A 12,060-nucleotide genomic window follows, 5' to 3' on the forward strand; every position below is an offset into this window, starting at 1 on the left:
AAGTTAACTATACACATAATTAAACTTAGAAAGTGTTACCTTTCGTAATGACCATCGATAGCTTTTTTGGGTTATCATCAGTAATCTCAACCTGATGACCAATTTTTTTTAAAAATGGCGGAACATCTCGACGTGAACCAGAGTCAGAGATACTAATCCCGAGCAATTCTCCAGGCTGCATTTTTTTTAATGCGAGCTTGATTTGCACTAAAGGATAAGGACAATGATGAGCAGTTAAATCAATAATTTTCATTCTAAACTTGCTTTACATATTCTCTGGCTATTATCCTAGCAAGGAAGATAAACCACAAGCCAAACTGTGTGAGTATTATTGTCATTTTACACACCACCCTATTGAAATAATTATAATAAAGGTTTCATTTGCGCAAATTATCGTTTTCTCAGTTTTCCAAAGGTGTTATCACTACTGCAGTCTCCTTAATACTGACGGCAGGAGTTGCGAAAAGTTTCGCCAATAATGACCTTCCAGATCTTGGCACTGCCGCAGTTAATACCTTCAGCCTTGAAAAAGAAATGATATATGGCGATGCCTACATGCGTGTCATTCGTTCTTCGGCGCCAGTTATTAGTGATCCTGTCTTAAATCAATACCTATCAGAGCTAGGAAATAAGCTAGTTGCGCACGCAACAGGGGTAAAAACCCCTTTCTATTTCTTTTTACTGAGAAATGATGAAATTAACGCGTTCGCTTTTTTTGGTGGTCATGTTGGCGTTCATACAGGGCTATTTTTACATGCCGATACGGAAAGTGAGTTAGCCTCGGTTCTTGCCCATGAAATTACTCACGTAACCCAACGACATTTAGCTCGGTCATTAGAAGCCCAAGACAAAAGCTCAACAGCAACAATTGTTGGTATGTTAGGCGCTATTTTGTTAACAATTGCTGCCCCACAAGCAGGTATGGCAGCACTAGCAACCACGCAAGCATTATCGACTCAAGCTCGAATTAACTTTACTCGATTACATGAGCGTGAAGCAGATAGAATCGGCATGCAAATTTTAGCTGATGCAGGCTTTGATCCTAACGGCGCTTCTGATTTTTTCTCAAAGCTGGCCATTCGATATCGTTTTACGAGTACGCCACCACAAATGTTGCTTACTCACCCATTACCTGAATCTCGGATCACGGATGCTCGAAATCGTGCAGCGCAATATCCGCATCGCTATATTCCAGATCAGCTTAATTACCAACTTGCAAAAGCCAGAATACAGGTAAGATTTTCAAATTACAGCGACCAAGCCGCAATGTCTTTATTTGATGATCAATTACGTAAAAAGACCTACACATTTAAAAGTGCCGCTGAGTATGGTAAAGCACTGGCTTTATTCAGAGTTAAACGTTTTGACGAAGCAGAGCAGATCATTGATAAATTATTAGAACAAGATAGAAATAACTTGTTCTATATCGATACCAAAACCGATTTATTGGCGCAAAAAGACGATTATGATGAAGCCATTGCAATGCTTAATCATCACCTTAAATTAAAACCAACATCGTCAGTCATTGCTGCCAATTTAGCGAATATTTATGTAGAAGCCGATCAACCTAGAAAAGCAATTCCTTTGTTGGAAGATTTAATTTTCCTCGACAAACAAAATACCTTGCCTTATCAAATCATGACACAGGCTTATCGTAAATTAGGTAATAAAGCCCTAGAGCACTACAGCAACGCTGAAGCCATGGCACTTGCAGCAAATTATGATGGCGCCATAGACCAGCTTAATTATGCTTATCGTCATTCAGAGGGGCAAGCTTTACAGATTGCCAGAATTGAAGCTCGCATTAGGCAATTTAGACAAGCTAAACGCTCATTAGACGCATTAAAATAACCGCTAAATGAATTAGCCACTTCCATTAGAAGTGGCTAACTTTTTGAAAGATTCTTTGCTAGACTGTCGCCAAAATATAAATAGAAGTGAAGCCCATGACTACTGTGACTTTGTACCATAACCCTCGCTGTTCAAAAAGCCGTCAAACACTTGCATTACTTGAAGAAAATAATGCCTCTATTCAAATTGTTGAATATTTAAAACAAGCGCCGACGGTTGAAGATATCCAACAAATTCTCTCATTACTGAATCTTACTCCGCGCGAATTGATGCGAACTAAAGAAACGGAGTATAAAGAACAGAATTTAGCAGACTCTTCGCTCACTGAAGCAGAACTAATTCAAGCGATGGTTGCAACACCAAAACTGATTGAACGCCCTATCGCGCTTGCAAATGGCAAAGCTGCAATAGGCAGACCGCCTGAAAATGTACTAGCGATTTTATAGGATCATCATGAGCACACATTCTTTGTTTCAGCTGTGCCGGCTAGGATATGTTGCATTGCTAATGCTATTAACAGGTTGGTTTATTCAACAAGGTCTTAGTGGCGTATATTCAATGGCGTTTAGCTTATTATGGATTGTTCCTCTATTGCTCCCTATTAAAGGGATCCTAACAGGCAAGCCTTATACTTATGCTTGGGCGAGTTTCATTCTCTGCTTATACCTATTACATGGGTTAACTTTAGTCTGGGTCACAGAAGACGCATTATACTTTGCCATTATTGAGTCATTACTAATTAGTGCCCTACTCATAGGCTTTCCGTTTTATGCCCGTAAACGCGGTAGAGAGTTAGGCTTAGGCTTAAAGAAAAAATCCCAACAAGATTAATAACATCGTTATAGTTAATTTTTAAAGCGCCTCATGGCGCTTTTTTATTATTTTTATTCCAAGTATCTCGGTTTATTTTATAAGTGAATATATATTTACACTAAAGTTACCAATGGGTTAACACAATCTTTAGGTAACTTAATTCCCATGCTATAGTGAATTAAAATAACTTTGCACTAGCCTTTAGTGCTTAAAAGGTCGTCGAAGTAAGTAGTAATAAGCAACGGAGATTGTGCATGAAACTTGGCCCTATTAATTCGCTTTCAATATCTTCAACACTCGCTGTGAGTATGACAGCATTGGTTTTATCTGCCTGTGGAGGTTCATCTAGCGACTCAGAAAGCAATGGAACCCCTGATAATTCACTGCCAATTAACGCTTGTGAAACCAGTTTAGGCTTAGTTCAAGTCGAAACCGCATCAAATCTGATTTTTAATGTTGAGCAGCAATACACGGCTGGGCAATCAGCAACAATTATCGCCGGCATGAGCGCTGGTCAGTCATCTGGAATGAGCTTCAAGTGGCAACAACTATCAGGCCCTATCATTAGTACGGTTTCTGAAAACAGCCCTTTGCTATCATTTGTTATACCTGAACCAGGCAGTTATTCATTTTCAGTTACTGTTACAGGCAATCAAACCGAGCTTACTGAAACTGTCAATATTGATGCAGGCGCTGCTATTGCCCAATTAAACATCAATAGCGACCATCAAGTCGTAGAAGGTAACGGCGTGAGTTTGAGACTACAGCGGATCAATGGTCAAGTCGCAAATGATATTGAATGGTGTTACTTCTCAGGACAAGAAATCAACCTTGATTTAACCAACGAGGAACGTCCATTATTTACCGCCCCAACTGTCAGCACCGACAGCATTATTGGTTTAAAAGCAACGGGTCAAGTTTCTGGTCAAAGCTTATCTGATGAAGTGTTTGTTTTGGTAACCAATGAACCATCAATTACCTCGCCTTACTTTGATCAACCCGTAGCACGAACTTATTCATATAATACTGAATCAAGTTATGCAGATATTGCCAGTTCATGTGTTTACTCAACTCAATTACAGCAAACTTGTGAGATTGTAGATTTACCTTTAATTGGCCAAATGAATAATGCTGAAAACATCAGTTCTGTGATGGATCGTGTTGTTGTTTCACACGATTGGATGGGTAAAAATTTCGAAACATTTTTAACTCAAGCTGACCCCAATAGTGATTTTATTAAACTGTTACAATCAGTCACAGCCGTCGTAATAAGCTACGATGTTAGACCGTCATTTTATTGGGTTGCGACAGGCGCTATTTACCTAGATCCTGAATATTTATGGTTAACACCAGAGCAACGAGATTCAATTAACGAAGCACCAGATTACCGTAGTGATTTTGGTAATGAGTTACAATTTATAATGCCTTGGCGATATGTAAAGGATAATAATTACGCTTACTCCAGTGTAGAGCGAACAGAGCGCCAAACACGTAGCATTGCAGATATCACCCCCAGTCTAGCCAGTTTGCTATATCATGAATTAGCTCATGCGAATGATTTTTTCCCTCGCTCAGTACATGACACTTTAATAGGGCCAACTCTCATTGATGACTTTTATCGAAGAACCGATAGTAATTCATTGGTGTCAGACCAACTTCAAAATGTCGACCCACTCACCAGCAGTGAAATGTATGGTTTAGCCAGTGTTAGCTTTCAAGGAACTGACGCTAATGCAACCCAAAAAGCCTATTTACCGAGCGACATTACCAGCTTCTTTTTAACAGATCATGCAAATGACTTTTATGCATACTCTTCAACTCGTGAGGATGCAGCAATGCTGTTTGAAGAATCCTTCATGAGTCATAGATATCAAATCCAACGTGATGTTGCAGTAACTGATACAACGGACTTAATCGTTGATTGGGGACAACGTGGCAGAGTTGGCTCAGCTGAACTGTTAAATAGAGCAGCCTTCGTTATTGATGAAATCATGCCAGAGGTTGACGGTAAAACACTGCTTAATGCATTACCTGAACCCATTAATATGGCTGCAGGTATAAATTGGTATGATAATATTGCCATTACGCCAGTAAATTCAAGTAACCCAGCAAGAGTGAGCGGCTTAGAAGCAATATCGACAGAAGTTGAACGTCGTCCAGTTCAAACGGGAAGAGAGCACAAAAAACTGCCACCACTCATTCGTCAATAAATATGTTACGAGTTAATTTAAAATCAATACAATGATAAAAAGCCACCTAAATGGTGGCTTTTTTATGTGAAAAATGACGTTGACAATGACAAGCTAGTGGCTGAAATTATTTATTATAGTCTCAGCATTTCTTTGATAAATGGAATCGTTAATTTTCTTTGATGTACCATCGAGGCTTTATCTAACTTATCTAATACATCAAACAAGGTACGTAAATCACGTGCCATTCTAGTTAACAAAAAACGCCCGACTTCATCAGATAATTGCAATCCACGCATTGCAGCACGACGTTGGAGTGCGACTAACTTTTCTTCATCAGCCATGGGCTGTAATTGATAAATAAGTCCCCACTGCATTCGAGATATTAAATCTGGTAATGCAAAGCCAGCTTCTGTGGGTGATGAACTGCCGCTAACGATTAATCGACAGTCAGGCTGCTCAGCGACACGATTGTATAAATGAAATAACGCTTCTTCCCAGATAGGGTGACCCGCAATAGCATCTATGTCATCAATACAAATTAATTGTAGCGATTCCACACCTTCGAACAAAGCAGGAGAAATACTGGCATGAATACCTAAGGGAATATACAGGGTTCGTCTATCAAGCTCATTGGCATGGGCACAAGCAGCGTGCATTAAATGTGTACGACCTGACTTAACCGGTCCAAACAAATACATACTTGACGATAAACTGCCTTCAGCAGTCGCTTGCAGTTTTTGAATCAATTCATCATTCCCCACAGCGGGGTAATAACTTTGAAAAGTTTCATCGTCAGGTAAATATACAGGCAATGATAATTGTTTTGGTGAGTTTTGGGTCACTCAAAAATTCTCTAATAATAAAACAAGCAAAGTAAAGTATAACACAGCCAAGTTAATAACTGCTGTTGAATAACTAAGCGTTAAAGGTTCCCTAAACACACTAAGATCAACTTTCCCACTTCAACGCTGAATAAATCAGCAATTGCTAACACTTAATGCCACTGATATATCAATGTTTCTGTTAGTTCCGTCTTAAAGTCTTCCTCTGACTCTGGGTTTGGTAACACAGCGTCAACGGGTTCAGACTGATTTAGTGTATCAAGTTGGGTCAATCTTTTATTGATATTCAGTAATTTCTGTAAATCATCAGCAGTACCAAATAGTGATAATTTATAAGTCACTGTATCTGCTTTAAACTGATGTAAACTGACAGATTTTATTGCACTTAATTGGTTTAAATAAGCTTCAATCTCGACTAACTGAGCCATATTTTGGACACCAACTAACGACAAATGTGTCGTTGCACTATTACCACTATCAGCAAAGGCATATTGGCTAACAAAGTACTCGGCAAGTGTTGATAATATTTGATTAGTAGCCGTTTCATAATCAATCACTTCAGCCTGATGATGAATAAGCGGTTGCATTACAGCTGAGTCACTTTCTTTATCAAATAACGAAACTTGAAAGCGAACAAATCCGCCGACTTGATCCATATCCGCAATAGCAAAATAATCTGCGCGGTAACGCTTTGAGGCTTCAGAAACAACATCAGTAAACATACCTCGGACGTCAGAGACATTGATTTTCATCACATCGTCTAAGTCCATCAAGGGCAAAATAACGGGAATGCCTTTATTGCTTGATTCCAGCTCAATTTGAGTACGAGTATCCATATCAGAAATGTCAGACAAGATATGACGCTCGCCATTGTCTTCAATTGACACCCACAATAGGGTTAAAGGACGTTGCTTGCCCCAAACAGGTAACTCAGCCTGGCGAAGTGTTGAAATAATTCTTTTATGATCAAAGTTAGCTTTTAGGACTAACTCATCGTCAATTTCACTGTAACCATATTGAGTCAATAACACTTCAGGCTGGTTAATCTGAGCCTTTACTAATGGATGTGAAACTGCAGAAGGTAAACCGGAATTTTTTACAAATACAGCGGAAAGTGCCGTTTTTAATGCTTGTTGACGTTCAGATTTAGCACGTGAAGAGACAACAATATCCGCTTCATCTAATAAGCCGACTTCAGCAGACATGCTACTTGTTGTTAATCCTACTGAAAGCAGGACAAATAACAAAATTTGTAATAAAAATTTTGGCATATAAAAATCATAAAAAAGTAATAATGATCAGAAGTGTAGCATATTATTTTTATGACTAGAATGAGATAACCAAGACAATATAAGCAGATTTATTATTGAAATTATTCGAATAACTCTGATTAAACTTGATTTGTATTACAGACATTTACCCCTTTATGGCCTATCTTACTGAATAATTAAAACGAGACAGGATACCTACCGGCTTATGAACCGTTTATTCATTCCTTTACAAGGTGCGCAAATGTTATTTGTGGCCTTTGGTGCATTAGTATTGATGCCATTACTGAGTGGTTTAGATACGAGTGTTGCCCTTTTCACTGCGGGTATCGGTACCCTAATCTTTCAGGTCATCACTAAAAGACAAGTTCCAATATTTCTCGCATCATCCTTTGCCTTTATCGCCCCGATTATGTACGGCGTACAAACCTGGGGAATACCTGCCACCATGGGCGGGCTGATGGTAGCAGGTTTTGTTTATGTCATTTTAGGTGCTTTAGTTAAAGTGAAAGGCAGCGGTTTTATTCATAAACTCTTACCGCCTGTCGTTGTCGGTCCGGTGATTATTATTATCGGTTTAGGCCTTGCACCTATGGCTGTGAATATGGCATTGGGTAAAACGGGCGATGGGAGTACAGTGCTGGTCGAGCCTAACATCGCACTGTTTATTGCATTAATGTCATTGGCAACCACAGTCGCTGTAGCAGTATTTGCCAAAGGGGTATTGAAATTAATGCCAATCCTAGCAGGTATTCTTGTTGGTTATGGTCTTAGTTTATTTTTCGGAATTGTAGACTTCTCCCCAGTTCATCAAGCTGCTTGGCTTGCCATGCCAAATTTTGTCGCACCAGAGTTTCACTGGCAAGCCATCCTCTTTATGATCCCAGTTGCTATTGCTCCAGCGGTTGAACATATCGGTGATCTGTTAGCAATATCTAACGTAACTGGCAAAGATTACATGAAAAAACCTGGGTTACATCGCACGCTTACTGGCGATGGTGTTGCAACAATGGCAGCGTCCGCTTTTGGTGGACCACCGAATACAACCTACTCAGAAGTGACTGGCGCAGTGACGCTTACTAAAAACTTCGATCCTAGAATTATGACTTGGACAGCGATTACCGCTATCTGTTTAGCCTTTATAGGAAAATTAGGTGCGCTCATGCAAACCATTCCATTACCCGTGATGGGCGGCATCATGTGTTTGCTTTTCGGTTCTATTGCAGCTGTGGGGCTCGGTACGTTAATTCGTAACCAAGTTGACTTAAACGAACCACGTAATTTAAGTATTGTGGGAGTGACATTAGTATTTGGTATTGGTGGTATGGCTTTCGGTATCGGAGAATTTAGTTTAACTGGGATAAGTTTATGTGGCTTAGTTGCCATTGTAATGAACCTAATTTTACCTAAAACCCCCGAAACAACTAAAGCGCCATAAAAGAGAAAACAAACAGTAAAATAGACAATAAAAAACCTAAAGTGAAAACACTTTAGGTTTTTTTGTATCTGGCCATTAACGGCAACCGATATGAACCAAGCATAGAAACTATAATTTATGCAATAGTGCAGGCTATAGCATAATCTGAAGCTTACTCAGCGCCTTCTTCAGTACGGAACTTATCAGCAGTTTCTTTGATAATTGGCTGTAATTCGCCTTTTTGGTACATTTCAGTGATGATGTCACAACCACCAATTAATTCACCTTCAACCCACAATTGTGGAAATGTTGGCCAGTTAGCAAATTTTGGTAATTCAGCACGGATATCTGGATGCTGTAAAATATCAACGAATGCAAACTGCTCTCCACAGTTAATCATAACTTGAGCGACTTGAGATGAAAAACCACAGCTTGGTAACTTTGGAGAACCTTTCATATATAAAATAATTGGGTTTTCACTGATTTGCTGTTTAATCTTGTCTACTGTTTCCATTGTAATTCCTAAGTGCAACTTAATAATCTTGACCCATTGTACTCGACCCTGAGCCATAACAAAATCCCACAGTTTGTAGGGTTATAATAAAAAACGCTTTTTTAGATGGTCACTATCGACATTATTCATCAAACAATGATTCACATCACAAAAATTTTAAGTACAATGTCGGCAGAGCAATGATGCCTAAGTGGTACTCATAAAATAACGATAACCTATGTCCATGGAGAGATAATAATGGCTTTCGAATTACCAGCATTACCATATGCTAAGAACGCACTTGCACCACACATTTCTGAAGAGACTATTGAATATCACTACGGTAAGCATCACAACACTTACGTTGTTAAGCTTAATGGTCTTGTTGAAGGTACTGAATTTGCTAACAAAACATTAGAAGAAGTTGTTAAAACTTCTACTGGTGGCATGTTCAACAACGCTGCTCAAATCTGGAACCACACTTTCTACTGGAACTGTTTAGCTCCAAATGCTGGCGGCGCACCTACTGGTCCTATCGCTGATGCAATTAACGCAGCTTTCGGTTCTTTCGAAGAGTTCAAAGCTAAGTTTACAGATTCTGCTGTAAACAACTTCGGTAGCGCTTGGACTTGGTTAGTAAAAAATGCTGACGGTACTGTTTCTATTGTTAACACTAGCAATGCTGCTACTCCGTTAACTGACGAGTCAGTAACATCACTACTAACAGTTGATGTTTGGGAACATGCTTACTACATCGATTACCGTAACGTTCGCCCTAACTACATGGCTGCGTTCTGGGAACTTGTTAACTGGGATTTCGTTAACGCAAACTTCGCGGGTTAATCTACCCACAAAGTAACAATTGAGATGAAGTAAAAGGAGCCTATTGGCTCCTTTTTTATTACTCAAAATGAGATATTTTTCATTTACCCATCTAATACCAAACGCATTTATAGTTAAATAAAACTTTTGCAACAGTTGCAATTGCAACTGTTTATCATTGTTTTTATTGATAATTTTTATTTCTAATTTCTCGCCAAGTTCAAATCTCTAGCCTAGACTTAATTTAGCAAGTGGGTTTATTTACTCATTTAAGACAGTCAAATGTCACCGTAAAAACAAACCAAACATGCGCTATCACATACTTTCTTTCTGCTAAGTTTCAAGGGGTTTCTTATGGGCATATTCGAACATTTCCAACAACGTTATGAACAAAAGCTAGATGAAGAATATTCATTACAACAGTTTCTTGAAATCTGTAAGGAAGACAGAAGTGCGTATGTTTCAGCCGCCGAAAGAATGCTAATGGCAATTGGTGAGTCTGAAACAATTGATACATCAAAAGATCCTGTTTTAAGTCGTATTTTTTCAAACCGACTTATTACTCACTATCCAAGTTTTAAAGATTTCTATGGGATGGAAGAATCAATTGAACAAATTGTTTCTTACTTAAAACATTCAGCTCAAGGATTAGAAGAGTCTAAACAAATACTTTATCTACTAGGGCCAGTTGGTGGCGGTAAGTCATCTTTAGCAGAAAAACTTAAGTCACTCATGCAAAAAGTACCGATTTTTATTTTAACGGCAAATGGCGTGCGTAGTCCTGTTAACGATAGTCCACTGTGTTTATTTGACGCAGAAGAAGACGGAGAACTACTAAGCAAAGAATATAATATTCCTACTCGATACATTAAAACCATCATGTCACCTTGGGCAGTGAAACGGTTACATGAGTTTGGTGGCGATATTACTAAATTTAAAGTAGTTAAAGTATATCCTTCTATTCTTGATCAAACTGCAATCGCTAAAACTGAACCAGGAGATGAAAATAACCAAGATATATCGGCATTAGTCGGTAAAGTAGATATTCGTCAGCTTGAACACTTCTCACAAGATGATGCCGATGCCTATGCCTATTCTGGGGCTTTATGTCGAGCAAACCAAGGTGTGATGGAATTCGTTGAGATGTTTAAAGCACCGATAAAGGTACTGCATCCACTATTAACAGCCACTCAAGAAGGTAATTATAACGGAACAGAGGGATTATCGGCCCTTCCCTACAACGGTATGATATTGGCTCATTCGAACGAATCTGAGTGGACAACGTTTAGGAACAATAAAAATAATGAAGCATTTTTAGATAGGGTTTATATCGTTAAAGTGCCATATTGTTTACGTGTATCCGAAGAAATTGAAATTTACCAAAAACTGTTATCAAACTCCGAGTTATCTAAAGCGCCTTGTGCACCTGGAACACTAGAAACCTTAGCGCAATTTAGTATTTTATCCCGTCTAAAAGCACCAGAGAACTCGTCAATCTATTCAAAAATGCGCGTGTATAACGGCGAGACATTGAAAGATACCGATCCCAAAGCAAAATCCTTTCAAGAGTATCGTGATTATGCAGGCGTCGACGAAGGCATGAACGGGTTATCAACCCGCTTTGCGTTCAAGATACTATCTCGAGTATTCAACTTCGACGATACAGAAATTGCAGCTAACCCTGTGCATCTGTTTTATGTCCTCGAAAAACAAATCGAGCAAGAACAATTCCCTAACGAAATCAGTGAAAAGTATTTAGAGTTTTTAAAAGGGTATCTAATTCCTAAATATGTCGAATTTATCGGAAAAGAAATTCAAACTGCCTATTTAGAATCCTATTCCGAATATGGCCAAAATATTTTCGATAGGTACGTCACCTATGCTGATTTCTGGATTCAAGATCAAGAGTTCAGAGACCCAGAAACAGGCCAACTGTTCGATAGATCAGCTTTAAATGCCGAACTTGAGAAAATTGAAAAGCCTGCAGGAATAAGTAACCCTAAAGATTTTCGAAATGAAATCGTTAACTTTGTTCTTCGTGCACGTGCCAATAATGAAGGCAACAACCCACTTTGGACAAGTTACGAAAAACTACGAGTGGTGATTGAGAAAAAAATGTTTTCTAACACCGAAGATTTACTCCCCGTTATTTCATTTAATGCGAAAACATCTGCTGACGATCAACGTAAGCATGATGATTTTATCAACCGAATGATGGAAAAAGGCTATACCCAAAAACAAGTAAGACTGCTATCAGAATGGTACTTAAGAGTCCGTAAGTCATCATAAATGTCGCTTAGTGAGCCTAGTCGTTGTGGGCGATTTTCATCTGAAAGTTGCCCTCATAAGGCCATCTTTTAAC

General features: G+C 38.9%; 11 protein-coding genes. 7 read left to right on the plus strand and 4 right to left on the minus strand.

Annotation, left to right across the window (positions count from 1 at the left end; translation table 11 throughout):
* Positions 1-25 precede the first annotated feature (25 nt).
* Complete coding sequence (locus tag SJ2017_RS11445; RefSeq protein WP_055025992.1) at positions 26-253, minus strand: sulfurtransferase TusA family protein; 228 nt, start codon at positions 251-253, stop codon at positions 26-28.
* Between the two features lie 128 nt (positions 254-381).
* Here SJ2017_RS11445 and bepA point away from each other — a divergent pair, with 128 nt between their 5' ends.
* From bepA to SJ2017_RS11465, 4 genes are all read left to right on the plus strand, one after another.
* The gene (gene bepA, locus SJ2017_RS11450) at positions 382-1,851 is read left to right on the plus strand and encodes a beta-barrel assembly-enhancing protease (RefSeq protein WP_055025991.1); all 1,470 of its coding nucleotides are present in this window, start codon (positions 382-384) and stop codon (positions 1,849-1,851) included.
* Positions 1,852-1,946: 95 nt separating this feature from the next.
* Entirely contained in the window at positions 1,947-2,297 is a 351-nt protein-coding gene (gene arsC, locus SJ2017_RS11455; RefSeq protein ID WP_080915845.1) for an arsenate reductase (glutaredoxin), read from the plus strand.
* Between the two features lie 7 nt (positions 2,298-2,304).
* Entirely contained in the window at positions 2,305-2,682 is a 378-nt protein-coding gene (locus SJ2017_RS11460) for a DUF2069 domain-containing protein (RefSeq protein ID WP_080915846.1), read from the plus strand.
* A 236-nt stretch (positions 2,683-2,918) separates the two neighbouring features.
* Positions 2,919-4,874 carry a PKD domain-containing protein gene (locus tag SJ2017_RS11465; protein WP_080915847.1) on the plus strand — a complete coding sequence of 652 codons (1,956 nt, stop codon included), beginning with the start codon at positions 2,919-2,921 and terminating at the stop codon, positions 4,872-4,874.
* A 113-nt stretch (positions 4,875-4,987) separates the two neighbouring features.
* Here SJ2017_RS11465 and hda read toward each other — a convergent pair whose 3' ends face one another.
* Positions 4,988-5,698 (minus strand): DnaA inactivator Hda, encoded by a 711-nt coding sequence (gene hda / locus SJ2017_RS11470; RefSeq protein WP_055023189.1) that lies wholly within the window; start codon positions 5,696-5,698, stop codon positions 4,988-4,990.
* Positions 5,699-5,850: 152 nt separating this feature from the next.
* Positions 5,851-6,969 (minus strand): DUF2066 domain-containing protein, encoded by a 1,119-nt coding sequence (locus tag SJ2017_RS11475; RefSeq protein WP_080915848.1) that lies wholly within the window; start codon positions 6,967-6,969, stop codon positions 5,851-5,853.
* Positions 6,970-7,174: 205 nt separating this feature from the next.
* Between SJ2017_RS11475 and SJ2017_RS11480 the strand changes: the two genes are divergently transcribed.
* Positions 7,175-8,404 (plus strand): uracil-xanthine permease family protein, encoded by a 1,230-nt coding sequence (locus SJ2017_RS11480; protein ID WP_080915849.1) that lies wholly within the window; start codon positions 7,175-7,177, stop codon positions 8,402-8,404.
* Positions 8,405-8,555: 151 nt separating this feature from the next.
* Here the strand turns inward: SJ2017_RS11480 and SJ2017_RS11485 are convergent, their stop codons facing one another.
* Positions 8,556-8,897 carry a Grx4 family monothiol glutaredoxin gene (locus tag SJ2017_RS11485; protein WP_065107970.1) on the minus strand — a complete coding sequence of 114 codons (342 nt, stop codon included), beginning with the start codon at positions 8,895-8,897 and terminating at the stop codon, positions 8,556-8,558.
* A gap of 237 nt (positions 8,898-9,134) precedes the next feature.
* On the opposite strand from SJ2017_RS11485, the gene sodB reads away from it, so the two are divergent.
* Positions 9,135-9,719, plus strand: a complete 585-nt coding sequence (gene sodB, locus SJ2017_RS11490; protein WP_065107969.1) for a superoxide dismutase [Fe] — start codon at positions 9,135-9,137, stop codon at positions 9,717-9,719.
* A 333-nt stretch (positions 9,720-10,052) separates the two neighbouring features.
* On the plus strand, positions 10,053-11,987 hold the full coding sequence (locus tag SJ2017_RS11495) for a PrkA family serine protein kinase (RefSeq protein ID WP_080915850.1): 1,935 nt from the start codon (positions 10,053-10,055) through the stop codon (positions 11,985-11,987).
* Positions 11,988-12,060: the final 73 nt, after the last annotated feature.

It is taken from the genome of Shewanella japonica (assembly GCF_002075795.1).
GTDB lineage: Bacteria > Pseudomonadota > Gammaproteobacteria > Enterobacterales > Shewanellaceae > Shewanella > Shewanella japonica.

Coding starts and splice junctions, on each gene's coding strand:
- sodB (WP_065107969.1), top strand. CDS start 9,135: ATGGCTTTCGAATTACCAGCATTACCATATGCTAAGAACGCACTTGCA.
- SJ2017_RS11460 (WP_080915846.1), top strand. CDS start 2,305: ATGAGCACACATTCTTTGTTTCAGCTGTGCCGGCTAGGATATGTTGCA.
- SJ2017_RS11495 (WP_080915850.1), top strand. CDS start 10,053: ATGGGCATATTCGAACATTTCCAACAACGTTATGAACAAAAGCTAGAT.
- SJ2017_RS11445 (WP_055025992.1), bottom strand. CDS start 253: ATGAAAATTATTGATTTAACTGCTCATCATTGTCCTTATCCTTTAGTG.
- arsC (WP_080915845.1), top strand. CDS start 1,947: ATGACTACTGTGACTTTGTACCATAACCCTCGCTGTTCAAAAAGCCGT.
- SJ2017_RS11480 (WP_080915849.1), top strand. CDS start 7,175: ATGAACCGTTTATTCATTCCTTTACAAGGTGCGCAAATGTTATTTGTG.
- SJ2017_RS11475 (WP_080915848.1), bottom strand. CDS start 6,969: ATGCCAAAATTTTTATTACAAATTTTGTTATTTGTCCTGCTTTCAGTA.
- SJ2017_RS11465 (WP_080915847.1), top strand. CDS start 2,919: ATGAAACTTGGCCCTATTAATTCGCTTTCAATATCTTCAACACTCGCT.
- SJ2017_RS11485 (WP_065107970.1), bottom strand. CDS start 8,897: ATGGAAACAGTAGACAAGATTAAACAGCAAATCAGTGAAAACCCAATT.